The sequence below is a fragment of the Variovorax sp. 05T418 genome (assembly GCF_056396385.1).
Genome location: NZ_JBFTLJ010000008.1, coordinates 200,694 through 227,552, shown reverse-complemented (window position 1 = coordinate 227,552; position 26,859 = coordinate 200,694). Strand labels below are relative to the sequence as shown.

27 protein-coding genes and 1 pseudogene are annotated in these 26,859 nt (G+C 69.8%); 9 read left to right on the top strand and 19 right to left on the bottom strand.

Translation table 11 applies throughout. The annotated features are described in order from the left end of the window. Positions 1 to 2: 2 nt before the first annotated feature. From AC1DMS_RS18195 to AC1DMS_RS18180, 4 genes are all read right to left on the bottom strand, one after another. On the bottom strand, positions 3 to 470 hold the full coding sequence (locus AC1DMS_RS18195) for a MaoC/PaaZ C-terminal domain-containing protein (RefSeq protein WP_478181570.1): 468 nt from the start codon (positions 468 to 470) through the stop codon (positions 3 to 5). Between the two features lie 19 nt (positions 471 to 489). Beyond that, positions 490 to 1,350, bottom strand: a complete 861-nt coding sequence (gene ubiA, locus AC1DMS_RS18190) for a 4-hydroxybenzoate octaprenyltransferase (protein WP_278877092.1) — start codon at positions 1,348 to 1,350, stop codon at positions 490 to 492. Positions 1,351 to 1,408: 58 nt separating this feature from the next. Beyond that, positions 1,409 to 1,975 (bottom strand): Dps family protein, encoded by a 567-nt coding sequence (locus tag AC1DMS_RS18185; RefSeq protein ID WP_062364108.1) that lies wholly within the window; start codon positions 1,973 to 1,975, stop codon positions 1,409 to 1,411. Positions 1,976 to 2,116: 141 nt separating this feature from the next. Further along, a complete protein-coding gene (locus tag AC1DMS_RS18180; RefSeq protein WP_015867805.1) occupies positions 2,117 to 3,082 on the bottom strand; it encodes a LysR substrate-binding domain-containing protein in 966 nt (321 codons plus the stop codon). Between the two features lie 92 nt (positions 3,083 to 3,174). On the opposite strand from AC1DMS_RS18180, the pseudogene AC1DMS_RS18175 reads away from it, so the two are divergent. Then, positions 3,175 to 3,808: pseudogene (locus AC1DMS_RS18175) on the top strand (LysE family translocator). A 10-nt stretch (positions 3,809 to 3,818) separates the two neighbouring features. Here AC1DMS_RS18175 and recG read toward each other — a convergent pair. Further along, the gene (gene recG, locus AC1DMS_RS18170; protein ID WP_478181569.1) at positions 3,819 to 5,948 is read right to left on the bottom strand and encodes an ATP-dependent DNA helicase RecG; all 2,130 of its coding nucleotides are present in this window, start codon (positions 5,946 to 5,948) and stop codon (positions 3,819 to 3,821) included. 84 nt (positions 5,949 to 6,032) lie between these two features. Here recG and queA point away from each other — a divergent pair, with 84 nt between their 5' ends. From queA to tgt, 3 genes are read left to right on the top strand one after another with little or no spacing between them, the layout of a single operon-like run. Continuing rightward, complete coding sequence (gene queA, locus AC1DMS_RS18165; protein WP_478181568.1) at positions 6,033 to 7,079, top strand: tRNA preQ1(34) S-adenosylmethionine ribosyltransferase-isomerase QueA; 1,047 nt, start codon at positions 6,033 to 6,035, stop codon at positions 7,077 to 7,079. After that, positions 7,076 to 8,326: a PQQ-dependent sugar dehydrogenase gene (locus AC1DMS_RS18160; RefSeq protein ID WP_478181567.1), complete on the top strand. Its 1,251-nt coding sequence runs from the start codon at positions 7,076 to 7,078 to the stop codon at positions 8,324 to 8,326. The genes queA and AC1DMS_RS18160 overlap by 4 nt, the downstream gene beginning before the upstream one ends. Further along, entirely contained in the window at positions 8,323 to 9,522 is a 1,200-nt protein-coding gene (tgt, locus tag AC1DMS_RS18155) for a tRNA guanosine(34) transglycosylase Tgt (protein WP_478181566.1), read from the top strand. The genes AC1DMS_RS18160 and tgt overlap by 4 nt, the downstream gene beginning before the upstream one ends. A 9-nt stretch (positions 9,523 to 9,531) precedes the next feature. Here tgt and AC1DMS_RS18150 read toward each other — a convergent pair whose 3' ends face one another. Beyond that, positions 9,532 to 9,900 carry a hypothetical protein gene (locus AC1DMS_RS18150; RefSeq protein ID WP_478181565.1) on the bottom strand — a complete coding sequence of 123 codons (369 nt, stop codon included), beginning with the start codon at positions 9,898 to 9,900 and terminating at the stop codon, positions 9,532 to 9,534. Positions 9,901 to 10,037: 137 nt separating this feature from the next. Between AC1DMS_RS18150 and AC1DMS_RS18145 the strand changes: the two genes are divergently transcribed. Continuing rightward, the gene (locus AC1DMS_RS18145) at positions 10,038 to 10,823 is read left to right on the top strand and encodes an SDR family NAD(P)-dependent oxidoreductase (protein ID WP_278877104.1); all 786 of its coding nucleotides are present in this window, start codon (positions 10,038 to 10,040) and stop codon (positions 10,821 to 10,823) included. Positions 10,824 to 10,956: 133 nt separating this feature from the next. Here AC1DMS_RS18145 and AC1DMS_RS18140 read toward each other — a convergent pair whose 3' ends face one another. The 7 genes from AC1DMS_RS18140 to AC1DMS_RS18110 all read right to left on the bottom strand — a co-directional run bounded on the left by AC1DMS_RS18140 (position 10,957) and on the right by AC1DMS_RS18110 (position 17,329). Beyond that, positions 10,957 to 11,334, bottom strand: coding sequence for a DUF3597 domain-containing protein (locus AC1DMS_RS18140; protein WP_015867813.1), 378 nt, complete (start codon positions 11,332 to 11,334; stop codon positions 10,957 to 10,959). 91 nt (positions 11,335 to 11,425) lie between these two features. Continuing rightward, the gene (locus AC1DMS_RS18135; RefSeq protein WP_478181564.1) at positions 11,426 to 12,538 is read right to left on the bottom strand and encodes a serine endopeptidase; all 1,113 of its coding nucleotides are present in this window, start codon (positions 12,536 to 12,538) and stop codon (positions 11,426 to 11,428) included. Between the two features lie 30 nt (positions 12,539 to 12,568). Continuing rightward, positions 12,569 to 13,366, bottom strand: coding sequence for a DUF2145 domain-containing protein (locus AC1DMS_RS18130; protein ID WP_478181563.1), 798 nt, complete (start codon positions 13,364 to 13,366; stop codon positions 12,569 to 12,571). Then, positions 13,363 to 13,821, bottom strand: coding sequence for a hypothetical protein (locus AC1DMS_RS18125; RefSeq protein WP_155736567.1), 459 nt, complete (start codon positions 13,819 to 13,821; stop codon positions 13,363 to 13,365). The genes AC1DMS_RS18130 and AC1DMS_RS18125 overlap by 4 nt, the downstream gene beginning before the upstream one ends. A 41-nt stretch (positions 13,822 to 13,862) precedes the next feature. Next, positions 13,863 to 14,369, bottom strand: coding sequence for a YiaA/YiaB family inner membrane protein (locus tag AC1DMS_RS18120; protein WP_478181562.1), 507 nt, complete (start codon positions 14,367 to 14,369; stop codon positions 13,863 to 13,865). Positions 14,370 to 14,495: 126 nt separating this feature from the next. Continuing rightward, positions 14,496 to 16,454: an MFS transporter gene (locus AC1DMS_RS18115; protein WP_478181561.1), complete on the bottom strand. Its 1,959-nt coding sequence runs from the start codon at positions 16,452 to 16,454 to the stop codon at positions 14,496 to 14,498. A gap of 14 nt (positions 16,455 to 16,468) precedes the next feature. Further along, complete coding sequence (locus tag AC1DMS_RS18110; RefSeq protein WP_436301006.1) at positions 16,469 to 17,329, bottom strand: hypothetical protein; 861 nt, start codon at positions 17,327 to 17,329, stop codon at positions 16,469 to 16,471. A gap of 138 nt (positions 17,330 to 17,467) precedes the next feature. On the opposite strand from AC1DMS_RS18110, the gene AC1DMS_RS18105 reads away from it, so the two are divergent. Then, positions 17,468 to 18,202, top strand: coding sequence for a helix-turn-helix domain-containing protein (locus tag AC1DMS_RS18105; protein WP_015867820.1), 735 nt, complete (start codon positions 17,468 to 17,470; stop codon positions 18,200 to 18,202). 3 nt (positions 18,203 to 18,205) lie between these two features. Here AC1DMS_RS18105 and pyrF read toward each other — a convergent pair whose 3' ends face one another. The 6 genes from pyrF to AC1DMS_RS18075 all read right to left on the bottom strand — a co-directional run bounded on the left by pyrF (position 18,206) and on the right by AC1DMS_RS18075 (position 23,031). Continuing rightward, complete coding sequence (pyrF, locus tag AC1DMS_RS18100) at positions 18,206 to 19,030, bottom strand: orotidine-5'-phosphate decarboxylase (RefSeq protein ID WP_018905195.1); 825 nt, start codon at positions 19,028 to 19,030, stop codon at positions 18,206 to 18,208. A 33-nt stretch (positions 19,031 to 19,063) separates the two neighbouring features. Continuing rightward, positions 19,064 to 19,861: a uracil-DNA glycosylase family protein gene (locus AC1DMS_RS18095; protein WP_478181560.1), complete on the bottom strand. Its 798-nt coding sequence runs from the start codon at positions 19,859 to 19,861 to the stop codon at positions 19,064 to 19,066. Beyond that, positions 19,858 to 20,400, bottom strand: a complete 543-nt coding sequence (rimI, locus tag AC1DMS_RS18090; protein WP_015867823.1) for a ribosomal protein S18-alanine N-acetyltransferase — start codon at positions 20,398 to 20,400, stop codon at positions 19,858 to 19,860. The genes AC1DMS_RS18095 and rimI overlap by 4 nt, the downstream gene beginning before the upstream one ends. 61 nt (positions 20,401 to 20,461) lie before the next feature. Beyond that, a complete protein-coding gene (tsaB, locus tag AC1DMS_RS18085; RefSeq protein ID WP_478181559.1) occupies positions 20,462 to 21,181 on the bottom strand; it encodes a tRNA (adenosine(37)-N6)-threonylcarbamoyltransferase complex dimerization subunit type 1 TsaB in 720 nt (239 codons plus the stop codon). Beyond that, positions 21,174 to 22,190, bottom strand: a complete 1,017-nt coding sequence (locus AC1DMS_RS18080) for a DMT family transporter (RefSeq protein WP_436301010.1) — start codon at positions 22,188 to 22,190, stop codon at positions 21,174 to 21,176. Before AC1DMS_RS18080 ends, tsaB begins: the two co-directional genes overlap by 8 nt. 76 nt (positions 22,191 to 22,266) lie before the next feature. Continuing rightward, complete coding sequence (locus AC1DMS_RS18075) at positions 22,267 to 23,031, bottom strand: DeoR/GlpR family DNA-binding transcription regulator (protein ID WP_018905199.1); 765 nt, start codon at positions 23,029 to 23,031, stop codon at positions 22,267 to 22,269. Between the two features lie 79 nt (positions 23,032 to 23,110). On the opposite strand from AC1DMS_RS18075, the gene AC1DMS_RS18070 reads away from it, so the two are divergent. From AC1DMS_RS18070 to AC1DMS_RS18060, 3 genes are all read left to right on the top strand, one after another. After that, on the top strand, positions 23,111 to 23,701 hold the full coding sequence (locus AC1DMS_RS18070) for an NUDIX hydrolase (protein WP_412512029.1): 591 nt from the start codon (positions 23,111 to 23,113) through the stop codon (positions 23,699 to 23,701). A gap of 8 nt (positions 23,702 to 23,709) precedes the next feature. Continuing rightward, a complete protein-coding gene (gene dacB, locus AC1DMS_RS18065; RefSeq protein ID WP_478181558.1) occupies positions 23,710 to 25,143 on the top strand; it encodes a D-alanyl-D-alanine carboxypeptidase/D-alanyl-D-alanine endopeptidase in 1,434 nt (477 codons plus the stop codon). A 128-nt stretch (positions 25,144 to 25,271) separates the two neighbouring features. Next, entirely contained in the window at positions 25,272 to 26,858 is a 1,587-nt protein-coding gene (locus AC1DMS_RS18060) for an alpha/beta hydrolase family protein (protein WP_478129179.1), read from the top strand. Position 26,859: the final 1 nt, after the last annotated feature.

Here is a 26,859-nt window from a genome sequence, read left to right as displayed (position 1 = left end):
CGTCAGGCCGCCAATGCGCGCGGCCCGAGGAAGACCAGCCACTCGGCCGCCAGCGTGACGGTGCCGTCCTCGAGCTCGAGCAGCACCGCCTCCTTCAGCAGGAAGCTCTCTCCGGGCTTGGGCGTCGCCTCGAGAATGCGCACACGCGCCCGGAAGCGCGCGCCGACCGGCATCGGCCTGACGAAGCGCAAGCGGTCGAATCCATAGTTCAGCGCGTGATTCGCATCGAAGGGCAGCAGCGTCCGCATGGCCTCGCCGGTCAGCCGGATCAGGTGCGACACCTGGAAGAAGCCCGGCACGATCGTTCCGCCGTAGTTCGCCTCGCGGGCGGCGCGCTCCGGATCGAGATGGATCCACTCGCCCTCGCCGTCGCCCGAGAGCGCCGCGTACCGGTCGACCATCTCCTGCGTGATGAGGTGCCATCCGGACAGGCCTTCCTGGCCGATCTTCTGCGTCAGGCGATCGAGCATGTGCGTCCTGTCTTTCTAGCTAGCGAAGGGCGTAGCCGGCCGCGATGCCGGCAAACACGGTGAAGCCGAGCCAGTGGTTCAGCCGGAAGGCCTTGAAGCAGCCGTCGCGCGTGCGCTCGCGGATCAGCCGCCAGTGCCAGGCGGCCTGTCCCGCGGCCACGGCGATCCCCACGAAGAACGGGGCCCCCAGCGACCGGCTCGCGCCGGCCCAGGCCCACACCGCAAGGAAGACCGCGTAGCTCAGCATCACCGCCGCCACGTCGAAGCGGCCGAAGGTGATGGCCGAGGTCTTCATGCCGATCTTGAGGTCGTCGTCGCGGTCGACCATCGCGTATTCGGTGTCGTAGGCCAGCACCCAGAACAGGTTGCCGGCCAGCAGCCAGGCGGCGAACACGGGCACGCTGGCTTGCACCGCCGCAAAAGCCATCGGGATGCCGAAGCTGAAGGCAATGCCGAGCACCGCCTGCGGGACCGACACGAAGCGCTTGGCGAAGGGATAGGCCAAGGTGATGGCCAGCGCCGCGAACGACCACAGGATGGTGAGCCGGTTGGTCGTGAGCACCAGCCCGAAGGCCACGAGCGCCAGCACCGCACCCAACACCAGCGCCTCCCTGACCGAGACCGCGCCGCTGGTCACCGGCCGCTGGGCGGTCCGCTTCACGTGGCGGTCGAAGTCGCGGTCGGCCACGTCGTTGACGCAGCAGCCCGCGCTGCGCATCAGGATGGTGCCCAGCACGAACACGGCCAGCAGGTGCCAGCCCGGCCAGCCTTCGGCCGCGAACCAGAGCGCGCCCAGCGTGGGCCACAGCAGCAGCAGCCAGCCGGCGGGGCGGTTCCAGCGGATCAGGTCGAGATAGAGCGCAAAACGGCGGGCAAGCATGCGGCAGGCAAAAAAAGAGCGGCCATTGTGCCGCTCCTGGGTTCGCGGGCTCGGAGGGTCAGTCCTCGAGCAGCGAACGCAGCATCCAGGCGGTCTGGTCGTGCACGGTGCAGCGCGCTGTCAGCATGTCGGCCGTCGGGTCGTCGCCGGCTTCCTCGGCCACGGGGATGAATTCGCGTGCGATGCGCGACACGGTTTCGTGGCCCTTGACCAGGATGCGCACCATCTCCATCGCCTTGGGCGGGGTCTGCGGCACGTCGGGCACGGTGGCGATCTTGCTGAACTCGGCGTAGGAGCCCGGTGCGTAGTGGCCCAGCGCGCGGATGCGCTCGGCAATGATGTCGGTGGCGCCCCAGAGCTCTGTGTACTGGCCCATGAACATCGCATGCAGCGAGTTGAAGTGCGGCCCCGTCACGTTCCAGTGGAAGTTGTGGGTCGTGAGGTAGAGCGTGTAGGTGTCGGCCAGCACGCGGCTCAGGCCCTCGGCAATCGCGGCGCGGTCCTGGCGCTCGATGCCGATGTTGATGAGGGGCGCATTGCGGCTGCCCGATTCCTGCGCCACCACAGTGCCGCCCTTCTTGGGCACCTTGCCGGACGACGATGCTTTCTTCGATGCTTTGGCCATGGCTGGAAATTCTTTCTTCAGGTTTTGCGGAACACGCCGTTATTCTGAAAGCCGACCCGCGGCTTCGCAACAGCGCCACTCTATCCCGGCGATCAACGAATTCGAACGGCGGCCGCGTAGGCCAAATTCTCGTCTTTGCCTCTACGACAGCCGCTTGACGCCCGGCAGCTCGCAGGCATAGATCGCGTTGCGCAAGGCCGCGATTGCCTCGTAGCGCGTGAAGGTGCGGCGCCAGGCCAGCACCACGCGCCGCGTCGGCGGATCGCGGTCCTGCGCGTCGCGCACCGGCAGGTAGCGCACCATCTGCTCGGGCTCCTTGCGTCCCTTGACCTTGGGCTTGAGCGCTTCGGCCGGCACCGACAGGCGCGGCACCAGCGTCACGCCCATGCCCGATGCCACCATGTGCTTGATGGTCTCGAGCGACGAGCCCTCGAAGCTCTTGCGGATGCCCTCGGCGTTGCTCGAGAAGCGCGCGAACTCGGGGCAGACCTCGAGCACGTGGTCGCGAAAGCAGTGGCCGGTACCCAGCAGCAGCATGGTCTCGTTCTGCAGCTCTTCCGAAGTGACCGATTCGCGGTCGGCGAACTTGTGCTTCGTGGGCAGCGCCGCCATGAAGGGCTCGTCGTACAGCGGCGCCATGGCCAGGCCGGTGTCGGGAAAGGGCTCGGCCATGATCGCGCAGTCGATCTCGCCGGCACGCAGCATCTCGAGCAGCTTGGCAGTGAAGTTCTCCTGCAGCACCAATGGCATCTGCGGCGTGCGCGCGATCACCTGCCGCACCAGGTCGGGTAGCAGGTAAGGGCCGATGGTGTAGATCACGCCGAGGTTCAGCGGGCCGGCCAGCGGGTCTTTCCCGCGCTTGGCGATTTCCTTGATGCTGGCGGCCTGGTCGAGCACGCTCTGCGCCTGCTGCACGATCTGCTCGCCGAGCGGCGTGACGGTGACTTCGCCGGCACTGCGCTCGAAGAGCTTGACCTCGAGTTCGTCCTCGAGCTTCTTGATGGCCACCGAGAGCGTCGGTTGGGAGACGTAGCAGGCCTCGGCCGCCTTGCCGAAGTGCCGTTCGCGGGCCACTGCGACGATGTATTTGAGTTCGGTGAGAGTCATAGCTTGCTTCAATTATGCGCAAGCGTCCGTGACCGAGCGTTCTCTGGGGTCGGCCTGCGGATAATGGTGGCCCCATCGACACCGGTGCAGCCATGACCTTGTCCACCTATCTGCTGTTCCTGCCGGCCTGCTTCGCCATCAACATGGCTTTCGGCCCCAACAACCTGCTGTCGGTCACCAACGGCGCGCGCCACGGCGTCTCGCCGGCGGTCATCGCGGCCGGCGGGCGCCTCGCGGCCTTCGCCATCATGATCGCCATCGCGGGCCTGGGCATGGGCGCGGTGCTGGTCGCGTCGGAGCTGGCCTTCGACGTCATCAAGTACATCGGCGCCGCCTACCTTGTGTGGATCGGCGTCCGCCTGCTGCGCGCCCCGGCGCCGGCGGCCGAGGCGCAGGCAGCGGACGCGGCCGCGCCGCCCTCGATGCGCGCGCTGGTGCGCCAGGAGTTCACCGTGGCAGCGGGCAATCCCAAGGCGATCCTGGTGTTCACGGCCTTCTTTCCGCAGTTCGTGGTGCCCGGGGGCCTATGCCACCAGCTACCTGCTGCTGGGCACCACCTTCCTGCTGCTCGAAGTGGTTGCGATCGCGCTCTACGCGATGCTCGGCGCCCGCATGCGCCGGCTCGCCAACGGCAGCCGCGCGATGCGCTGGTTCAACAAGGTGAGCGGCAGCATGATGGTCGGCTTCGGGCTGCTGCTGGCCTTCACGCGCCGCCCCGCCGCCTGAGCGAGCGCCTTCAGGCCTTCAGGTACTCGGCCTTGGTGCCGAGCCAGCGGTCGATGTGGCGCTGGGCCAGCTCGGGGTGCTTGTCGAGCATCAGCGGCGCGAGTTCGCGCGCCCAGTCGAGCAGCATCGTGTCGGTGCTGAGGTCGGCAAAGCGCAGCAGCGGTGCGCCCGACTGGCGCGCTCCCAGGAATTCGCCGGGGCCGCGGATCTCGAGGTCGCGCCGCGCGATCTCGAAACCATCGCTGGTTTCGGCCATGGCCTTGAGCCGGGCGCGGGCCGCTTCGCCGACACGGCCGCTGTCGCCCGGCGCGTAGAGCAGCACGCAGGCCGAGGCCGCGGCGCCGCGGCCCACGCGGCCGCGCAGCTGGTGCAGCTGCGAGAGCCCGAAGCGCTCGGCATGCTCTATCACCATCAGCGAGGCGTTCGGCACGTCCACGCCCACCTCGATCACCGTGGTGCTCACCAGCACCTGGATCTCGTTGGCCGTGAAGGCGGCCATCACCGCCTGTTTCTCGGCCGTGGGCATGCGCGAATGCAGCAGCCCGACGTTGACGGCCGCGCCGAGCGCATCGGCGAGCTCGTCGCGCGTCTCGGTGGCGTTGCGCAGGTCGACCGCTTCGCTCTCCTCGATCAGCGGGCAGACCCAGTAGACCTGCCGGCCCTGCGCGATCTGCGCCTGGATGCGGTCGATCACCTCCTCGCGCCGGTGGTCGGCCACCAGCTTGGTGACGATGGGCGTGCGGCCCGGCGGCAGCTCGTCGAGCGTGGAAACGTCCAGGTCGGCGTAGTAGCTCATCGCCAGCGTGCGCGGGATCGGGGTGGCGCTCATCATCAGCAGGTGCGGCTCGAGGTGGCCCGCGGCCTTGCCGCGCAGCGCGAGCCGCTGCACCACGCCGAAGCGGTGCTGCTCGTCGATGATCGCCAATGCGAGGTTCTTGAAGCGCACCTTCTCCGAAATGACGGCATGGGTGCCGATGACCAGCGCCGCCTCGCCGCTCTCGACCGCGGCCGACATTGCGTCGCGCTCCTTCTTCTTCTGGCTGCCGGTGAGCCAGGCCACGCGCAGGCCGCGCTCGGCCAAGAGCGGATCGAGCCAGCCGACCAGCTTGCCGAAGTGCTGGGCCGCGAGGATCTCGGTCGGCGCCATCAGCGCGCACTGGAAGCCCGCATCGATGCAGCGCGCCGCCGCGAGCGCCGCCACCACGGTCTTGCCCGAGCCCACGTCACCCTGCAGCAGCCGGTGCATCGGGATCTCGCGGCCGAGGTCGCGCGTGATTTCCTCGCCCACGCGCTGCTGCGCGCCGGTCAGGCCGAAGGGCAGCACCGCGAGCAGTTGCGCATGCAGCGAGCTTGCCTGCGGCTCGGCCGAGGAAGGCAGCATCGGCGCCCGCTGCGCCGCGCGCTCCAGCCGCGCCTGCAATTGCGAGAGCTGCTGCGCGAGCAGCTCTTCCGCCTTGATGCGCTGCCATGCCGGATGGCTGTGGTCTTCGAGCGTGGCCATGGCCACGTCGGGTGTCGGGTAGTGCAGGAAGGTCAGAGAACTGCGCAGGTCCCAGGCGCCGCGCCATCCGATCTGCACGGGAATCGTCTCGTCGAGCACCGCGCGCGCCAGGCCCGAGCGCACCTCGCGCCGGAGCACCGGCTGCGGCAGCCCGGCAATGGTCGAGTAGACCGGCGTCAGTGCCTGCGGCAATGCCGTGCCGGCCGCCTTGACGGTGGGATGCATCATCTGCCGCCCGACGAAGCCGCCGCGCATCTCGCCCCGCACGCGCACGCGCGCGCCGACGGCCAGCTGCTTCTGCTGCGAGGGGTAGAAATTGAAGAAGCGCAGCTGGCAGGTGTCGCTGCCGTCGTCGATGGTCGCAATCAGCTGCCGGCGCGGGCGGAACACTACCTCGCATTCGGTCACCACGCCCTCGACCTGCGCCATGTCGCCGTCGCGCGTGTCGGCCAGGCGCACGATGCGCGTCTCGTCCTCGTAGCGCATCGGCAGGTAGAGCGCGAAGTCGATGTCGCGCACCAGGCCGAGCTTGCGCAGCGCGCGCTGCACGGCACTCAGCCCGGCCCCGGGCGCGGCCGGGGCGGCGGCGGGCGGGCTTGTGGTCTTTTCGGGCGGCACGGACTTCGCGGAAGCGGGCATGGGACAATTCTGCCCGGCTCCGGCCACGTCTTGCTCCCATCTTCCACGCCTCCTTGGCACGGGCCCGTCCGGCCCTCAAGCACCATGCGCGCCTTCACGCTTTCCGATTTCGATTTCGACTTGCCGCCCGAGCTGGTGGCACAACACCCGGCCTCCGAACGCACCGCCTCCCGTTTGCTCGACGGCACCGGCAGCACCCCGGCCGACCGCATCTTCAAGAGCCTGCCCTCGCTGCTGCGCGCGGGCGACCTGCTGGTCTTCAACGACACGCGCGTGGTCAAGGCGCGCCTGTTCGGCGAGAAGCCGACCGGCGGCAAGCTCGAACTGCTGGTCGAGCGCGTGCTGCAGGGCCACGAGGTCGTGGCGCACATGAAGGTCAGCAAGAAGCCGCCGGTGGGCACCACGCTGCAGATGGTCGGCGGCTTTCGCGCCACGCTGCGGGGCCGCTGGCCCGAGGAAGACGGCGCGCTGTTCCGCTTCGGCCTCGAGAGCGACGCCGGCGAAGACCCCTACGCGTTGATGGCCCGCTGCGGGCATGTGCCGCTGCCGCCCTACATCACGCACAGCGATTCGGCCGACGACGAGCGCCGCTACCAGACCGTGTTCGCGCGCGTGCCCGGCGCCGTGGCCGCGCCGACGGCCGCGCTGCATTTCGACGAAGCGCTGCTGGCCGAGCTCGAAACGCGCGGCGTGCAGCGCGCCAGCGTCACGCTGCACGTGGGCGCCGGCACCTTCCAGCCGGTCAAGACCGAGAACATTGCAGAGCACACGATGCATGCCGAGCGCTACGAAGTGCCCGAGGCCACGCAGCGCGCGATTGCCGAGTGCAAGGCGCGCGGCGGCCGCGTGGTCGCGGTCGGCACCACCACCGTGCGCACGCTCGAATCGTGGGCCAAGAGCGGCGAGGCCACGGGCGACACGCGCATCTTCATCACGCCGGGCTTCGTGTTCGAGCATGTCGACCTGCTGGTCACCAACTTCCACTTGCCCAAGAGCACGCTGATGATGCTGGTCTCGGCCTTTGCAGGCTATGAACACGTGATGGCGCTCTATGCCCACGCCATCGCGCAGCACTACCGCTTCTTCAGCTACGGCGACGCCATGCTGCTGGCGCGCGCTGCTCCCGCATGAAACCCCTCAACACCATCCGCTCCTCGCTGGCCGCGATCGCATTCGGATGCGCGCTGCTGCTGCCCGTGGCCGTCCAAGCACGCGGCTACACGCCGCAGGGCCTGTGCGGCGGCTATGCGCGGCTGGACATCGGCAGCCCCGCGGGCACCTGCGTCGCGCTGCTGGCCGACGAGGCCCAGGGCCTGCGTGCGCCCCGGCGCATCCTCGAGGTGGCGCCGGGCCGCTACTGGGTCGTCGACATGGGCTCATGGGAGCCGCGCCGCGGCCGCCTGCTCGAGATGGTGCTGCCCACCGAGGGCCCGGCGCCGCGGCGCGCGCGCTTCAGCGTGCTGGCCGAGCAGCTCGACCGGCCGCTCGGCCTTGCCGCCGGACCCGACGGCAGGATCTACATCGGCGAGTCGGGCACGATCTGGCGCACACCCATCCCTTCGCCCGGCGGCGCGCTGCAGCGCGAAACGGTGATCGACGGCCTGCCGGGCGACGGCACGCATCCGCTCAAGGAACTGGCCTTCGGCCCGGACGGGCGGCTCTACGTCAACGTCGGCTCCGACTCCGATGCCTGCCGCGATGCCTCGTCGAAGCAATACCCGCTGCCCTGCCCCGACCTGGCCGGGCCGAAGCCGCGCGCCGCGGTGTACGAGGCCGTGCTCGCCGGGCCGGACCACAAGCTGCAGAGCTTCAAGCCTTTTGCCACCGGCCTGCGCAACTCGGTCGCCTTGACCGTGCTGCCGGACGGCCCCGCCAAGGGCACCGTGCTGCAGGGCGAGAACTCCATCGACTACGAAGACGTGGGCCAGCCGCCCGAAGAGCTGAACCGGCTGCAGGCCGGGCGCGACTACGGCTGGCCCTATTGCGTGGGCAACCGCCAGCCCGCGCGCGGCTACGAGAACCGGCCGGGTTGCAAGGCCACAGAGGCGCCGCTGATGCTCTGGCCCGCGCACGCCGCGCCACTGCAGATGATCACCGGGCCCGCGGGCAGCCGCTTCGCGGGCCAGCTGCTGGTCGCCTGGCGCGGCCACCAGCCGCCCGGCCACCGCGTGGTGGGCTACAAGCTCGATGCGCGCGGCCTGCCGTCGGGCAAGCCGATCGAATGGCTCGCCGGCTGGAGCCCCAAGGCCGGCGTGCGGCCGATGGGCCGCCCCACCGGCATCACCGTCGACCGGCAGGGCCGCCTGCTCGCCGTCGAAGACTTCAACCGTACCATCCTGATGCTGCTGCCGGACACCGGCGCCGCCCCCCAGAAATGACCGCCACCACGTCCTCCCTGCCGCGCCTGAAGTTCGAGCTCCTCAAGACCGATCCCGCGAGCCACGCGCGCCGCGGCACGCTCACGCTCAACCATGGCGTGGTGCAGACGCCGATCTTCATGCCCGTGGGCACCTACGGCACCGTCAAGGGCGTGATGCCGCGCAGCCTCGAGGAGATGGGCGCGCAGATCATCCTGGGCAACACCTTCCACCTGTGGATGCGCCCCGGCCTCGACGTGATGGCCAGCTTCGGCGGGCTGCATTCGTTCGAGAAATGGAACAAGCCCATCCTCACCGACTCGGGCGGCTTCCAGGTCTGGTCGCTGGGCGCGATGCGCAAGATCAGCGAGGAAGGCGTGAAGTTCGCCTCGCCCGTCAACGGCGACAAGCTGTTCCTCACGCCCGAGGTCTCGATGCAGATCCAGACTATCCTCAACAGCGACATCGTGATGCAGTTCGACGAGTGCACGCCCTACGACACCAAGGGCCACATCACGACCGAGGCCGAGGCGCGCATCTCGATGGAGCTGAGCCTGCGCTGGGCCAAGCGCTGCCAGCACGAGTTCGCGCGGCTCCAGAATCCGAACGCGCTGTTCGGCATCGTGCAGGGCGGCATGTTCGAGAACCTGCGCGAGGAATCGCTCGCGGCGCTGGTGGAGATGGACTTTCCGGGCTACGCCATCGGCGGCGTGAGCGTGGGCGAGCCCAAGGAAGAGATGCTGCACATCATGGGCCACACGCCGCACCGGCTGCCCACGAACAAGCCGCGCTACCTGATGGGCGTGGGCACGCCCGAAGACCTGGTGCAGGGCGTGGCCGACGGCGTCGACATGTTCGACTGCGTGATGCCGACCCGCAATGCGCGCAACGGCACGCTGTTCACGCGCTTCGGCGACTTGAAGATGCGCAATGCGCGCCACAAGAGCGATCCGCAGCCCATCGACCCGAGCTGCACCTGCCATGCCTGCGCGGGCACCTCGGGCGTGAGCTGGAACGACGGCGGGCGCGAGGGCTTCAGCCGTGCCTACCTGCACCACCTCGACCGCTGCGCCGAGATGCTCGGGCCGATGCTCGCCACCATCCACAACCTGCACTACTACCTGAACCTGATGCGCGAGGTCCGCGAATCGCTCGAGGCGGGCACCTTCACGGAATTCCGCGCGCGCTTCAAGTCGGAGCGCGCGCGCGGCATCTGAGGCGCAGGGCTACTTCGGCGGCTGTATGGCGAGCGGCGTGGCGTAGGGCTCGATGCGCAGCAGCTCGTTCCTGAACACCACGATCTGTTTGAGCGGCGCCTGCACCAGCGCGCCGCCCGCGTCCTTGTGCGAGGCGTACTGCCACAGCGTGAGCTGGCCCTTGGCCGCGAGCTGAGCCGCCAGCCGCTCCACGGCCGGGTTGGAACCCGGGCCCAGCTGCGCCGCATCGGCGCCCACGATCACCTCGTCGCGCGGCGAGACCACCTTGAAGAGCTGCATGGAGGCCGCCGCCTGGGCGCGCACCGGGCGCACCGCCAGCGCGGCGGGAAGAAGCGCCAACCCAAGAAGGGTGCGGCGGAAAAGCGTGTTCGTCGTCATGGAGAAGGAGCGTAGCCACGCACGGCCGCGCCGGCCATTCGCCGTAAGCCATACGCCGGCCGGCGGCCCCTCGCGCGGCAGGGGCACGCCCATCCGGTACGCTTGCCGCCCGTGTCCATCGCCGTTGCTGCACTCACATGACCACCGACGCCTCACCACTTTCGTCCTACACCGCCCGCTATCCCTCGCTGGCCGGCCGCACCGTCTTCATCTCCGGCGGTGCGAGCGGCATCGGCGAGGCGCTGGTGCGGGCCTTCCATGCGCAGGGCGCGAAGGTCGGCTTCTGCGACCTCGACACGGCCGCCGGCACCGCGCTCGCGGCGCAACTGCAGGGCGACACGCCCGCGCTGTTCCGCGAATGCGACGTGACCGACACGGCGGCGCTCGCGGCCACCATTGCCGCGGTGCGCGCGCAATTCGGCCCGATCGGCGTGCTGCTCAACAATGCCGCCAACGACCGGCGCCACGAGATGGCCGAGGTCACGAGCGAAGACTTCGACCGCCTCGTGGCCGTCAACTTCAAGCACCAGTTCTTTGCCGCGCAGGCCGTGGCCGACGACATGCGCGCGCTGGGCGGCGGCTCGATCATCAACTTCGGCTCGATCAGCTGGATGATCAAGGGCCGCGGCTACCCGGTCTACCAGGCCTGCAAGGCGGCCGCGCGCGGCCTCACGCGCTCGCTGGCGCGCGACCTGGGCAAAGAGAACATCCGCGTCAATTCGATCGTGCCGGGCTGGGTGATGACCGAGCGGCAGATCAAGCTGTGGGTCAAGCCCGAGTCGGCCGCGGAGATCGATGCGGCGCAATGCCTGCCGGGGCGCGTGATGGCGGAAGACATCGCCGCGATGGCGCTGTTCCTGGCGGCCGACGATTCGAAGATGTGCACCGCGCAGGACTACGTGGTGGATGCCGGCTGGACATAAATAGGCTCGCCCCCAGTCTTCGCGCACTTCGTGTCGCTACGCCAACCCCCTACCGGGGGCAACACCAGCGGCCCGGCGAAGCCGGTTCCGCGGTGTTCCTGGAAATTCCTTTTTCGGCAGAAGCCGCCTTTATTTAGTCGCGCAGTTCGGCTGGCAGCGTGCCGCCATTGGCGGCGATGCGAGTCATCACCTGCTTGTGCAGGCCGATGTTCCATTCGGCCGAACCCGGTTCGCCGTTGCTGTAGAGAATTTCGCTGGCCAGTTCCTTGCGCGCGGCGAGGCTGCTGTCCAGGCCCAGCAATTTGAGCAGGTCGACGATCGAGGTGCGCCAGTTCAGGCCGGCGGCACCAGGCATCGCGTCCAGGACGGCGGGCACGTCGCCCAGTGGGATCGCAGGCGGCGGTGCAACAGCGGCCGGCGCGCCGGGTGCAGCCGCCGGCGGTGCGGCGACGACTTCAGCGGCGTTGGCCGACGGAAAAATCTTGGAAAAAATCTTGCCGAAAATGCTCATGGGTGTGCTCCGTCAATGTGAATGGGAAAACCCGCGGCACGGCGTTGCGTGACGCAGCCCGGGGTTGTAGCACGACCGTGCGGCGCTTTCGCTACGTGGCCGGCTGAACCGGCGCGCCCAGCGTGACCGATTGCGCAGTGCCGGTCACAGGTGTGTGCGGCGCCTGCATTGCGGCCGCGGAGGTCCCGCAGGCATGGCAGAACTTCGAGAACGCGCTCTTGCGCGTTTCGCACTGGCCGCAGTGGTCGAACAGGCCGATGCCGCAGTGCGGGCAGAAGTCGATCTCGCCGTTCTTCAGGTCCACCGGGCGCTCGCAGCCGGGGCACACGCCCTTGCCGAGCCGCGCGAGCGCGACGTCGTAGCTGAGCTCCTCGCGGCGCACCTGGTCGGGCTGCTGCTCGGCGAGCTTCTGGCGCGCGAGGTAGGCGTTGAGCGCCACGATCGCATAGCGCCCCACGAGCACTGTGACCACAATGCCCACCACGTAGCGCACATAGCCGCCGTAGCTTGGCAGGTACGGCACCAGCTCGACGAAGAAGGCGAACAGCGCAAAGAAGATGAAGCCCCAGACAAAGGGCCAGTAGGTGCTTTTGCGCTTCTTTGCGAACAGCCAGCCGGCCACGACCAGCAGCGGCAGCGTGAGCGCCAGGCGGTAGGCGAACACGCGCAGTTCGACGCGGCGGTACTCGGCGTTGAGCTTTTCCCGCGCATCGCGCTCCAGCAGCGACAGCGCCTCCCGGGCGCGCTGCTCGGCCTGGCGCGCGTCGAGCACGGCCTGCTGCTGCGCATTCACCAGGCGCTGGACCTCGTCCTCCTTCTGCTTGAAGGCATCGAGCTGCTTGGTGCGTGCGATCAGCTCCGTGTCCTGGTCGGGCTGCGCGGTGGCGCGCCGCGTGGCGATCCAGTTGCCGAAGGTCTCGCGCGCGTTGGCGCTGGCCTGCCGCGCGGCGCTCTGCTGCAGGCGGACCTGCTCCAGCTGCCGCGTCGCCTGCAGCTCGGCCGCCTCCGACACCTTGATGGTGCTGCGCAGCGGCTCGGCCGCGGGGCGGTCGATGAAGTCGTCGAGCTCGAGCGCCCGCTCGACCCGCGGCAGGTCGTCCACGACGGCGCCGCCGAGCCCGATCAAAAAGCTCGCGAACGCCAGCGCCACGAGCCAGAGCCCGCGGCGAAACCATTTTTCGGACAGACGCAGTGACTTGCTCATTTCATTCTTTCGGTAGGAGAGAGAGATTTCTTATGGCAGCTTGAACGCCACCGGCGCCGCGCCGAGCCCCGCGCGGGGCATCCATGCGAACACCGAGTCGACCGTCACGGTCTCGATGCGGTCCGAGAACCGCTTCTCGTTCGGATGGTCGTCGAAAGCCACGTTGGCCGAGCCCACGCGGCCACCCAGCCGCGTGAGCGGGCCGAGCCTGAGCGTGGTCGGCTCGTAGCCCTTGAACTGCATCCATGCCTGCGCCTGTGCGCGGCTGTTGATGGTGGCGGGCTCCATCGCCGCGGCCAGCGTCTCGATGGCCCACTGGTTCGACTGCTGGTACTTCTGCCCCCAGGCGTAGCTCACGATGCTGTAGGGCGCGATGTTCAGCCGCACGATGCGCGCAGGCGACTCGCGGAGCGCGGCCAGCAGCTGCGCCTGCACGGCGGGCGTGGGCACGACCCAGGCGGCTTCGTAGCGCCACAGGTCGTCGAGGAAGAACTCGCCAAGCCCCTGCCGGTAGACCGCGGCCACGGCGCTGCCGCACTGGTTGAGCTTGTGCACCACGCGCCACGGACCCTCGTCGCTCTTGTAGGCGATGCCCAGGTGCGAATAGCGCAGGCCGTACTTGCCCAGGTCCTGCCCGGCGCGCGCCAGCAGCACGACACGCGCGCCGCTGGCATCGAGCTGCTGCGAGGTGCGCTCCGCCATCTGCATGCCCTTGACGATCAGTTCGGCGGTCGGCCTGGCCTGCTCGCAGGAGCGGCCGGCCTGCGCCTGCAGCGGCAGCGCCACAGCGAGCGCGAGCAGGAGCGCAGGAAAGACCGCGCGCTTCACGACAGCCTCTCGTTGTGCAGCAGCGCGCGGCCGATGGCATTGGGCACGAAGGCCAGCACCTCGCCCGCGGCCGACAGCACGACGCCGCTGCCGATCACGCTGACCAGGACGCCCGTGCCCACCGCCGCCGACACGCCGTTGGCCGCGCGTCCCATCACCTTGACGCTGGCACGCGCGCCGTCCGAGGCACGCTCCAGCAGATAGACGGTGCCATCGGCCGAGGCCTCGACCGCCACCACCGTGAGCATCGAGCCGCCCACCGAGAGTGCGGCGGGCAGCGCAACCACGGCCGTCGCGGAAGCGCCCACCGCGGAGGCGGCGCCCACGACCGAGGCCACCGGCAGCAGCGAGAGCGCGGCCGAAGCCTCGCTCTGCGCCTGGGCATGGAAGGGCAGCGCGGCGCCCGCGAAAGCGGTGCAGGCGGCAACCAGAAGCGCAGCAACGGATTTTTTCATGACGGTCTTTCGTGGATGGATGATGAAGAAGAAGGCGGCGCTCATTCGGCCGAGCCGGCGGCAGCGGCTTCCTGGCGGGCGGCGCGGCGGCCCTGCAGGCGCGCGTCGATCAGGTCGGCTTCGTGGCGGTCGCGCAGGGTCTTGGCCAGCGTGAAGGCCGAGCTGATCAGGAACAGCCAGCTCACACCGAGGAAGGCCTTGTAGGCGTCGTTGATCTCCATGCGGACCAGGCCCCAGCCGGTCAGGCCCATCGCGGTGAAGAAGCTGCCCCAGACCACCAGGCGCCACATCGGCACGTCGCGGCTCGCAGCTGTGCCACCGGCGCCTGCCTGCTGGCTGTCGCGCACGAACTTGGCCAGCATGAAGGCGGTGCTCAGGCAGAACACATAGCCCATCACCATGAACGCCCGGTCCAGCGCCTCGCCCGGCAGCCAGCTCAGGCCGGTGGCGCACAGGAACACGGCGGCCGCGAACGAAGCCCAGACCTGGAACTGCCAGGCCCGCGTGTCGCGCTGGATCGAAACGGTGGTGGAAGGGAAGGTTTGCATGCGTGCCTCGCGGCGTAGTGAAGGTGAGCGAATGATGGTTCGCTCCCGCACCGCGGGGCTCGAATGCTTCGACCAGTTCCGGTTTGAGCCGCTACTGGTATCTCGAAAAGATACTTTTCTGGCGCCTCAGGCGGCCAGCAGTCCGCTCACGCGCTGCTGCAGCGCCTCGGGCCGCACCTCGAGCGGCGGCACGGCATGGCCGACGTTGAGCCCCACGCGGCTGAAGAAGCCGCGGCGGAAGGGCTTGGCCATGGCCACGTTCTCGCCGCCGCGCAGCTCGATGCGGCTGAAGTACGAGCCCCAGAGGTTGGTCAGCGCCATCGGGATCACCGGCGGCTCGATGCCTTCGGCGCGCGCGCTTTCGATGATCTTCATCACGCCGCCCTTGAAGGGCTGCAGCTGGCCGTCGCGCGTGATCGCGCCCTCGGGAAAGATGGCCAGCAGGTCGCCTTCGCGCAGCACGCCCAGCACCCTGGCAAAGGCCGCTTCGTAGGCCGCCGGGTCTTCCTTCTGCGGCGCGATCGGAATCGCCTTGGCCAGCTTGAACAGCCAGCCGAGCACCGGCACCTTGAAGATCCGGTGGTCCATGATGAAGCGGATCGGGCGCGGGCTCGCGGCCATCAGCAATATCGCGTCGATGAAGCTCACGTGGTTGCACACCAGCACCGCGGCGCCTTCGGTGGGAATGTGCTCGTCGCCCTTGATCTCGAAGCGGTAGACGAAGTGCGACAGCATCCACGCGATGAAGCGCAGCAGGTATTCCGGCACCAGCATGAAGATGTAGAACGCCACCAGCGCGTTGGCAATGCCCGTGAACAGGAAGATCTGCGGAATCGTGAAGCCGGCGCCGAGCAAGGCGCCCGCAATCACCGAGCTGCCGATCATGAACAGCGCATTGAGGATGTTGTTGGCCGCGATGATGCGTGCGCGGTGCGTGGGCTGGCTGCGCAGCTGGATCAGCGCGTACATCGGCACGCTGTAGAGCCCCGCGAAGAGCGACAGCAGCGCCAGGTCGGCCATCACGCGCCAGTGCGCGGCCTGGCCCATGAAGGCGCCCAGCCCCATGCCGGCGGACGGCGGCAGCGCGCGCGACGCAAAGTACAGGTCGATGGCGAACACGCTCATGCCAATGGCGCCCAGCGGCACCAGGCCGATCTCCACCTGCCGCCGGCTCAGCGTCTCGCACAGCAGCGAGCCCGCGCCGATGCCCACCGAGAACACCACCAGCAGCAGCGAGGCCACCTGCTCGTCGCCGTGCAGCACTTCCTTCGCGAAGCTGGGGAACTGGCTCAGGAACACCGCGCCGAAGAACCACATCCACGAGATGCCCAGGAGCGAGCGGAACACCACGATGTTGCCGTGCGCGAGCTTGAGGTTGCGCCAGGTCTCGCTGAACGGGTTCCAGTTGATCACCAGGCCCGGGTCGGTGGCCGGCGCCCGCGGAATGGCCTGCGCCACGCCGCGCCCGACCAGTGCCAGCAGCACGCAGGCCACTGCCACTGTGGCGTGGCCGACCTGCGGCAGCGCCACCAGCAGCCCGCCCGCCACCTGGCCGAGCAGGATGGCGACGAAGGTGCCCATCTCGACCATGCCGTTGCCGCCCGTGAGCTCGCGCGCGTCGAGCACCTGCGGCAGGTAGGCGAACTTGACCGGCCCGAACAGCGTGGAATGCAGGCCCATGAGGAACACGCAGCCCAGCAGCACCACCGCATCGGCGCGCACGAAGCCCCAGGCCGCGAGCAGCATGATCGCGATCTCGAGGTTCTTGACGAAGCGGATCATCTTCGTCTTGTCGAACTTGTCGGTGAGCTGCCCCGCCGTGGCCGAGAACAGCAGGAACGGCAGTATGAACAGCGCGCCGATGGCCAGCCCCGCCATGGCCGGCGGCATCCAGCTCAGCTGGAGCTGGTAGGTCACCATCACGGTGAAGGCGAACTTGAAGAGGTTGTCGTTGGCCGCGCCCGCGAACTGGGTCCAGAAGAAGGGCGCGAAGCGCCGCTGCCTGAGAAGCGCGAACTGGTTGGCGTGGGCGTTCGCCTCGTGGGGCGCGGTGGCGGCAGTGGCAGCAGCGGCGGGGGTTGTCATTCGAAGAATTCTCCTCATGCCGTCAGGGCGGCGGCTGCGTCGGGATTGTGCCGCAGCAGGGTCGCGCGCCAGTTCATGTCGAGCTTGCGCAGCGCCGCCAGCACCGGCAGGCCCGCCAGCGATGCGGTCAGGTGCTTGAGGGTGTGGCCCGAAACCACCTGCTGCGTCGCCTCGTAGATCGCGTGGTCCGCCAGTTCGAAGACCTTGGCCAGCGCATAGAAGCAGATCACCCAGCCCAGCTTGAGCCCGACCGCGCCGCGCATCGGCGTGGCCAGCGCGAGCGTGAGCACCAGCGCCATGCCGCCGAACTGCACGATCGCCCAGGGCAGCACGTTGCCGCTTTCCTGGAACACCTCGGCCGACAGCAGCCCGGCCATCAGCACGAACCAGGCGGCCGGCCAGCCGGCGCGCTGGCTCACGCGCTCGCAGACCGCGATGCCGATCAGCCCCGCAAAAGCCACCGCCATGCCGGCGCGGTCGGCCGCGAGCCGGGCGCCGTCGGGCATCAGGTGGAAGAAGGCCGATCCCGCGGCAGTGGCAACCAGCCCCGCGAAGAAAAGCCAGGCGCAGTCGAGCGTGTTGTCCGGCGGATCGTTGGCCGGCGGCGCCAGCGGGAACTGCGCCAACGCCTCCTGGTGGGCGCGGTCGATCCGGTTGAGCCGGTACAGGCCCCAGAAGCCGATCAGCAGGAAGGGCAGGTTGCTCAGCACGTCCATCGCGTTGGGCAGGCCGTGCCAGCTGCGGTCGTCGGCGAACACCGAGGCGATGGCCACCTCGGCCGCCGGCAATGCCGGGCCGAACAGGGCCACCAGCGCGAGCAGCGCGAAGGTGAAGAGCAGTCCGCGTTCGCGGCGGCTGAGGGTGGGCAAAGGCATGGCGGTCCTCGGTGGTGGATGGCAGGAGCCGCGGAATTTAGTTGCCAGTCGCTCCACAGGCATCGAGAATCGATACGAGGCACTAATTCACACCTTTCGGTATCTTTTTCTAATACCTTCTTCCGCAACGCCACCCTCATGAGCACCACCGTCGACCTCGTCCAAGCCCTCAAGAACGAACTCAAGAGCGCCCGCATGACCTACGCCGACCTGGCGCGCTCGCTCGACATGGCCGAATCCAGCGTGAAGCGCATGCTGGCCAAGAGCGACATGCCGCTGTCGCGGGTCGACGCGATCTGCCGCGCGCTCAAGATCGACTTCGCCGAGCTGGCACGCCGCGTGGCCGACGCCCAGCCGCTCCTGAAGGAACTCACGCACGAGCAGGAAAAGGCGGTGGTCAAGGACAAGAAGCTGCTGCTGGTGGCCATCAGCGTGCTGAGCCAGTGGACGCTGGAGCAGATCGTGGCGGCCTACCGGATCAGCGAGGCCGAGTGCATCGGCTGCCTGGCGCAACTGGACCGCATCGGCATCATCGAGCTGCGCCCGCTGAACCGCTACCGGCTGAAGCTGGCCAAGACCTTCCGCTGGCGGCCGCACGGCCCGGTGATGGAGTTCTTCCGCGAGAACGTGGTGCTCGACTACTACGCGGGCGGCTTCGACGGCCCGGCCGAGGGCCTGCTGCTGGTGCACGGGCAGATCAGCCGCTCGCTCGCGCCAGCCTTCCTCGAACGCCTGCAGCGCGTGGCGCAGGACTTTGCGCAGCAGCACCAGACCGACCAGAAGCTGGCCGCGAAGGACCGCGAGGGCTACACGCTGCTGCTGGGCATGCGGAACTGGGAGTTCGAGGCCTTCACGCGCCTGCGCCGCGCCTGACGATCAGGGCTTCGCGGCTTCCAGCGCGTCGCGCGTGGTGCGTGCGGCCTTTTGGGCCGCCTCGGCAAAGTCGTCGCCCGAGGAGGCGTAGATGATGGCGCGCGACGAGTTCACGATGATCGGCGCATCGGGGCGCCAGCCCGCGCGCACCGTGGCCACCGCATCGCCGCCCTGGGCGCCGACGCCGGGGATCAGCAGCGGTACCGTCGGTGCGAGTTCGCGCACGCGCTCGATCTCGGCCGGATAGGTCGCGCCCACCACGAGGCCGAGCTGGCCGTTGAGGTTCCACGGGCCCTGCGCCAGCCGGGCGACGTGCTCGTAGAGGAAGGGCTGGCCCTCGATGTCCGCCAGGCGCTGGCCCTGCAGGTCGGAGCCGCCGGGGTTGCTGGTGCGGCAGAGCAGGAAAGCGCCCTTGCCCTGGTGCTTGAGGTAGGGCGCCACCGAGTCGAAGCCCATGAAGGGCGACAGGGTCACGGCGTCGGCGCCGTAGCGCTCGAAGGCCTCGATGGCGTACTGCTCGGCCGTGGAACCGATGTCGCCGCGCTTGGCGTCCAGGATCACGGGCACGCCGGGCGCGTTGCGGCGCATGTGCTCCATCAGTTGTTCGAGCTGGGCTTCGGCGCGGTGGGCCGCGAAATAGGCGATCTGCGGCTTGAAGGCGATGACCAGGCCGGCCGTCGCGTCGACGATGCGCGCGCAGAAGTCATAGATGCGGCTGGCGTCGCCCTTGAGCTGCCCCGGGAACTTGGCTGGCTCCGGATCGAGCCCCACGCAGAGCAACGAACCGTTTGTTTGCTGTGCGGTGGCCAGCTTGTCGAGGAAAGTCATGGGGTCCGATTTTAAGGACCCGGCCGCCGGCCCCTAATTCGACGGTGTTTGCTGCTCGGCCGCCAGGCATAGATCGGCCCAGGCGCGGGCCTTGTCGGCCGGGTTGCGCAGCAGGTAGGCCGGATGGTAGGTGGCCACCACCGGCACGCCGCTGGCCGAGGGCAGCGGCACCGCGCGGCCACGCAGCTTGCCGAGCGGATCGGCGCTCTGCATCAGGCTCTGGGCGGCCAGCGGGCCCATGGCGAGCACCAGGCTCGGCGCCAGCGCGGCGGCATGTTCCGCGAACGCCTCGTCCATCGGACGCGGGCTGCCGGGCTGGCCGGCGCCCACGCCGCGGTGCGTGCGCATCAGGTGCACCGGCGTTTTGCCGTCGTGCAGCTGGAGCGCGCGCAGCATGTTGTCGAGCAGCTTGCCGGCATCGCCCGCAAAAGGCTCGCCGTGGCGGCCGTCGGCTTCGGGCGGCATGTCGGCCACCACCAGCCAGCCGCCTTGCGCCGCTTCGGCGGCGGCCTCGGCCGAGGCCTCGGCATAAAGGCGGCGCGGCGCGTCGACCAGCACGGCGGCGCCCTGCGCGAGCAGTGCGGGCGCGGTGGGGCGCGCCGCCGGGGCCGGTGCGGCTGCAACAGGCCTTGCGGCCGGGGCCGCCGGCGCCTCGGCCACGGAGGGCGCGCGCTCGCGGACGGCGGGCGGCGGCGCGGCCACCGCAGCCGCTTCCAGGGCCGCGGGCGCCGCTTCGGCAGCTTCAGGCATCGGCCACCAGACCTTCACGCCCATCTCGTCGAGCATCGCGCGCCGGCGGGCGTCGAGCTTCAGTGTCTGTACCGCGTTCATCGCAAGGCTCCCCAGGCAGAGCCTGATTCGTTCAATCGCAGGCTCATGACGACCGCGTCCTCGCGCTTGCCCTCATGCGCCGGGTAGTAGCCCTTGCGCACGCCGACGCTGCGGAAACCCTGGCGCATGTAGATGTCGAGCGCGCGCCGGTTGCTCTGGCGCACCTCGAGCCAGAGCCACTGCGCCCCCTGCGCGCGCGACCAGCCGGTCAGCGCCTCGAGCATCAGCGGTGCCCAGCCCTGGCGTTGGAAGGCCGGCGCCACGGTGATGTTGAGCAGGTGCACTTCGTCCACGCCCTTCATGGCGACGAAGTAGCCGATCAGCGTCTCGCCCAGGCTGGTGAGCGGCGTGCCCAGGTCGGGCCGCGAAACCGGGGCCAGCAGGCACTGGCAGTGGTAGCCGACCGCCATCGAATCGATGAAGTTGGCCCGCGTCCACGGATGGCTGTAGGCCGTCTGCTCGACCGCGCAGACGGCATCGAGCCGCTCGACGGTGAGCGGCTCGAGGCGGGCTTCGACGGGCTGGAGGACGGCGCTCATTCAATGACCTTCGTGCTTCGCACTGCGGCGCGAGCTTGCTTGGGGCGGCCCGGCGCGGCGCTCATGACTGGTTGGCAACAGGTGGACCCGCCAGCGCGGCCGCCTTGATGGCGGCGCGCTCATCGGTGGTTTGCGCCACTTTATCGCGAACATAGAGCGGCCAGGCATGTGCCGCGTCCACCGTGCGCCCCGCGGCCAGCAGCGTGGGCGCCAGACGGAGCATCGCAGTGGCCGTCGGCAGCACCTCGTGGCGCGCCGCGGCCGGGGCCAGGCGCGGGCCGTAGGCGGCAAAGGCGTTGCCGGCAAGGGACCAGCCGGCGGGCACTTCGAGCGCCTCGGGCGCGAGCAGCAGCGGCTCGCTGTCCGCGCCGCCCAGCGCCCCGCCGCCATCGAAGTCGTAGCGCGCGGCATAGAGCTGGTCCATGCGCGCGTCGAGCACCGCCACCACCTGGCGTGCGCCGAAGGCATGGCGCGCCTCCTCGGCCACGGCCAGCAGCGTGTCGACCGGCAGCAGCGGCACGCCGGCGCCGAAGGCCAGGCCCTGCGCCACCGAGCAGGCGGTGCGCAGGCCCGTGAAGGAGCCCGGCCCGCGGCCGAAGGCGATGGCGTCGAGCGCGGCCAGTTCGAGCCCGGCCTCGGCCAGCAGTTGCAGGATGAGCGGGATCAGCGTGCTCGACGCCTGTGCGCCGCCGGCCCCGCTGTGCGTGAACAGGCGCTCGCCGTGGCGCACCGCCACCGACAGGTGCTCGGTGCTGGTGTCGAAAGCCAGGAGCCTAGGCATCGCGGCATCCCGTGGCGGTGGCCGGCATGGCGGGCCGCGCAGCCGCGCGCCCGCCGGCCGATGTTTTCTGCACGCCGAACAGGATGCCGGCCGTGACCAGCAGCAGGCCGGCGATCAGGTTCCAGTACAGCGGCTCGTCGAGCCAGATCACCGCGCCGAAGGCCGAGAGGCCGGGCACCAGGGCCGTGATCATGGTGCTGCGCACCGGCCCGAAGTACTGGATCATCTTCGTGAAGGTGATGCCCGAGATGACGACCGAGCCGACGCCCTGGAACAGCATCTGGAACGCCACCTCGCCCCAGGGCGCGGTGCCGATGCGGCTCACGACCGCGCCACCCGCCACCAGCAGGCCGTAGACCGGAACATAGGCCAGCAGCGCGAACACGGTGATGGCGATGGTCGCGCGCACGGCGTCCAGCCCGTGGCGGCGCGCCACCACGCTGTAGCAGGCCCAGCAGAAGGCCGCGGCCATGAAGAGCAGGTCGCCCTTCCAGACCTCGCCGCCCTCGAAGGCATGCAGCAGGCTGCGCCCGCCGACGACCAGGTCGCCGGCCACGATCAGCGCGAGGCCGAAGGCGCGGCCCGGCGTGATGCGGTCGCGCAGCACCAGCGCGGCCAGCAGCGTGGTCCACAGCGGCAGGCTGCCGGGCATCAGCACCGAGGCATGGCCCGCGGGCGCGAAGAAGAAGCCGCTGTAGGCCAGCAGGGCATAGGCCACGCCGCCGAAGATGCCGGCGCCGGCCGTGAGGCGCAGCGACAGCGGCGAAAGCCCGAACAGCGACGACGCGCTGCCGTCCTTTTGCCGCTGGCCCTTCATGACCATCCAGGCGCCCCAGGGCACCAGCACCAGGCTCGCGCCGCAGATGCGCGCCAGCGCCAGATCGAGCGGGGTGAGCGAGCGTGCGGCCGAGGCCCGCGCGATCACGATGAAGGCGGTCCAGACCAGCACGGTGACCACGGCCGCGCCGATGCCGATCGTGCGGGGCGAGAAACGGGGCAGGGCGGGCATCCCCCGATTATCCAGGGCAGGCCGCGGCCGCGCCGGCCAGGGGCGAATGGATCGAATCGGCGGCGGACCGGCGCGCTCAGCCGCCGTCGCTGCGCAGGATGGCGAGCCCGGCCTTGCGCAGCGGTGCCAGCGCGGCGGCGGGCGCTTCCGGCGACACCAGCAGGCTGGTCGCGGCCGACACGGGGTGGATGACCCAGGCCGAGGCCGCACCGATCTTTTCCGACGAGGCCAGCACCACCGTCTCGGCCGCGGCGGCCATGAGCGCGCGCTTGATCGCGGCCTCCTCGACGTCGCCGGTGGTCAGGCCCGCCTCGGCATGCACGCCGGTCACGCCCAGGAAGCAGGTGTCGGCGTGGACGCGCGAGATGGCGTCCATGGCCGCGGCGCCCACCGCCACCATCGAATGCCTGAACAGGCGCCCGCCGATCAGCACCACCTCGATGCCGGCATGGCCCGCCAACTCGACCGCCACCGACGGGCTGTGCGTGACCACGGTAGCGCGCAGGCTGGCCGGCAGGTGCCGCGCCATCTGCACGGCCGTGGTGCCGCCGTCGATGAAGACCACCTGCCCCGGCCGCACCAGCCGTGCCGCGGCGCGGCCGATCGCCACCTTCTCCGCGGTTGCGAGCTGCAGCCGGCCCGCGAAATCGGCTTCGGCCCTGGCGACCGGCAGCGCGCCGCCGTGCACGCGCTGCAGCAGCCCCTCGGCGGCCAGTTCGCGCAGGTCGCGGCGGATGGTGTCTTCCGACAGCGCCAGCTCCTCGCTGAGCGACTTGGCCACGACGTTGCCGTCGCGCTGCAGGACCGAAAGGATGTGTTGCTTGCGCTGGCGGGTGAGCATCGGGCGATGGTAGCGGGCAGGACCGTGGATTGCACGAATTTTCTTGTTTCTGCACGAACTTGCGCATATGCTGCACCCCATGACGACCCTCCACGACCGCGTCCGGGTGCACGAAGTCACCCTGCTTTCCGACAACTGGTACACGCTCAAGACCACCGCCTTCGACTGGCGGCGCAACGACGGCCAGTGGCAGCGCATGCACCGCGAGACCTACGACCGCGGCAACGGCGCCACGCTGCTGCCCTGCAACCTGGCGCAGCGCACGGTGCTGCTGACGCGGCAGTTCCGCTACCCGGCCTTCGTCAACGGCCACGGCGACCTGCTGATCGAGGCGGCCGCCGGCCTGCTCGACAACGCGGCACCCGAGGAACGCGTCCGTGCCGAGGTGGAAGAAGAACTGGGCTATCGGTTGGGCGCGGTGCAGAAGGTCTTCGAAGCCTTCATGAGCCCGGGTTCGGTGACCGAGAAGCTGCACTTCTTCATCGCCGAGTACGAGCCGTCGATGCGCATCGGCGACGGCGGCGGCCTGGCCGAGGAGGGCGAGGACATCGAGGTGCTCGAGCTCGGCATCGACGAGGCGCTGGCCATGGTGGCCGACGGGCGCATTGCCGACGCCAAGACCGTGATGCTGCTGTATCACGCGCAACTGCATGTTTTTCCGCCGAGATAATCGGCACGATGCGTCTCCGTCGTCTCTCCTTCTTCCTGCGCACCGCCTGCGCGCTTTCCTTCGCCGCCCTGTCCATTCCGGGCGCCCTTGCACAGCAGGTCTTTCCAGGCGAAGTGGAGGCCGCCCTCGCGCGCGCCAAGGTGCCGCGTGATTCGGTGACGATGCTGGTGGCCGATGCCGACGGCCTGCGCCCGCCGCGCCTGGCCTGGCGCACACAGGTGCCGGTGAACCCGGCGTCGATCATGAAGCTGGTCACCACCTACGCCGCGCTCGACCTGCTCGGGCCGGCCTACAGCTGGAGCACGCCGGTCTATGCCGACGGCACGGTGAGCAACGGCGTGCTCAACGGCAACCTCTACATCAAGGGCCAGGGCGATCCCAAGCTGGTGCTGGAGCGCGCCTGGCTGCTGCTGCGGCGCGTGCAGGGCCTGGGCATCACCACCGTGAGCGGCGACATCGTGCTGGACCGCAGCGCCTTCGACGCCGCGATCGAGAACGACCCCGCCGCCTTCGACGGCGAGCCGCTGCGGCCCTACAACGCCTCGCCCGAGGCGCTGCTGGTCAACTTCAAGTCGGTCAACATGGTCTTCACGCCCGAGCGCGGCGGCCAGCAGGCGCGCGTGAGCTACGAGCCGCCGCTCGCCAGCGTGTCGATGCAGCCCACGGTGGCGCTCGCGCCCGGCGAATGCGGTGACTGGCGCGCGGCGATCAAGCCCGACTTCAGCGACCCGAACCGCATCCGCTTCCTGGGCGCCCTGCCGGCCGCCTGCGGCGAGAAGAGCTGGGCCGTGGCCTATGCCGATCCGCGCACCTACGGCCTGCGCGCCATCGGCGGCATGTGGGCCGAGATGGGCGGCCGGGTCGGCGGCCAGATGCGCGACGGCCGCGTGCCGGCCGGGCTCAGGCCGGCGTTCGAGTTCGGCTCGCCGCCGCTTTCGGAGGTGGTGCGCGACATCAACAAGTACAGCAACAACGTGATGGCGCAGCAGCTGTTCCTCACGCTCGGCCTCACGCAGAAGAACCGCGGCAGCTTCGAGGCCTCGCGCAGCGCGCTGGGCCAGTGGTGGCGCGAGCGCATCGGCACCGGCGAGGCGCCGCCGGTGTTCGACAACGGCTCGGGCCTGTCGCGCGACGAGCGCATCAGCGCCGCGGCGCTCGGCCGCATGCTGCAGGTGGCCTGGCGCTCGCCGCTGATGCCGGAGCTGGTGTCCTCGCTGCCCGCCATGGGGGTGGACGGCACGCTCAGGAAGCGCACGCTGCGCTCGGGCGGCGCGGCCCACCTGAAGACCGGCTCGCTGCGCGATGCGGCCGGCGTGGCCGGCTATGTGCACGGCGCAAGCGGCCGCCGCTATGTGCTGGTGGCGATTGCCAACGGCGAGAACGCCGGGGCTGCGCGCGCCGCGTTCGACGCGCTGGTCGACTGGGCGTCGCAGGACAACTGAGGGCCTTCGGCCGCTTGGCAGCGGCCGTGTACTGAAAACTTCTCTAGGTAGACGCGCCGCTTGCGCGCGGCCGTGGCGCTGCACAGAATCGGACGCCCGTTCGATTCGACAACATCAGGAGCCACGCCTTGAAAAAGCCGCAACGACAACTCCCCACTCCGCTGCACAAGGTTGCGGCTCTGGCCGGCGCCACGCTGCTGCTGGCGGCCTGCGGCGGTGGTGGTGGAGGGGGCGGCGGCATCGGCATCGGCTTTCCACCGCCAACCGGCGACACCGGCCGCGGCTCGGTCGTCACGGATCCGCCCGAGCAGACCGCCAAGCTCTCGGCCGACCAGCTCCGCACCAACCTCCAGGCGACCGACCAGGGCAAGGCCCTGCTGCAGGTGGCGGGCACGCCCCGGTGCGGGGTCGCGGTGCGCTACCTCGAATACCGCACCATCGGCGGCAAGAACGAGGCCACCAACGCCACCGCCGCGATCATGCTGCCCGCCGGTACCGACGTGGCCTGCAACGGGCCGCATCCCGTGGTGCTCTATGCGCACGGCACCACGGCCGCGCGCAACTACAACCTCGCCAAATGGACCGACTCCACCCAGCCGGCCGCCGGCGAGGGCCTGACGATCGCCGCCATGTTCGCGGCGCAGGGCTACATCGTGGTGGCGCCCAACTATGCGGGCTACGACAAGTCGACGCTGGCCTACCACCCGTACCTCGACGGCGACCAGCAGGGCAAGGACATGGTGGACGCGCTCACCGCGGCGCGCAAGACTTTCACGGGCATCGACGCCACCGACGCGGGCTCGCTGCTGATCACCGGCTACTCGCAGGGCGGCTACGTGGCGCTGGCAGCACACCGCGAGATGCAGGTCACGGGCCGGGCGGTGACGGCGTCGGCGCCGCTCTCCGCGCCTTCGGCCATCGGGCTGCTGGCGGACTACACCTTCATGGGCTGGCCGGCGCTCGGCAGCACGCTCTTCGTGCCGCTGCTCTCGGCCAGCTGGCAGCAGCAGTTCGGCGATGTCTACGGCAGCACCAGCGACATCTACGAGTCGCAGTACGCCACCGGCATCGACACCCTGCTGCCGAGCCTCACGCCCATCACCACGCTGTATGCCAACGGCAAGCTGCCGCAGCTCGCGCTCTTCCCCGCGGGTGCGACGCCGGGCCCGGTGAGCCCGGAGCTGTCGATCTTCTACGGCGCCAACAACCTCATCCGCCAGAGCTACCTGACGCAGGCGGCCGGCGACATCCAGGCGAACCCCTGCCCCGGCAATGCGCTGCCCGCCACGGCGGCCTCGCTGAGCACCACCTCGCCGCTCGATTGCAGGCCGGCCGTGGGCTTTCGCAAGGCGGCGCGCGCCAACGACCTGCGCACCTGGCTGCCGACGCGGCCGGTGCTCATGTGCGGCGGCGCCAACGATCCGACCGTGAACTTCCTGAGCACCCGCGCCACCGCCGGCTACTTCCGCGCCCGCGGCATGCCTGCCGCCGCGCTGACAGTGGTCGACCTGGAGGATTCCGGCACCACCGACTCGTACTCCGCCGCGCGCGCCGGCTTCGCGCAGGCCAAGAGCACCCTCGCGCAGAACACCCCGGGCAGCGACGCCGACAAGCGGCAGGCCGTCACCCTGGCCTACCACGGCAGCCTGGTGCCGCCGTTCTGCCTGGCTTCGGCGCGCGGCTTCTTCCAGGGCGTACTGGCCGCCGGCGGCTAGC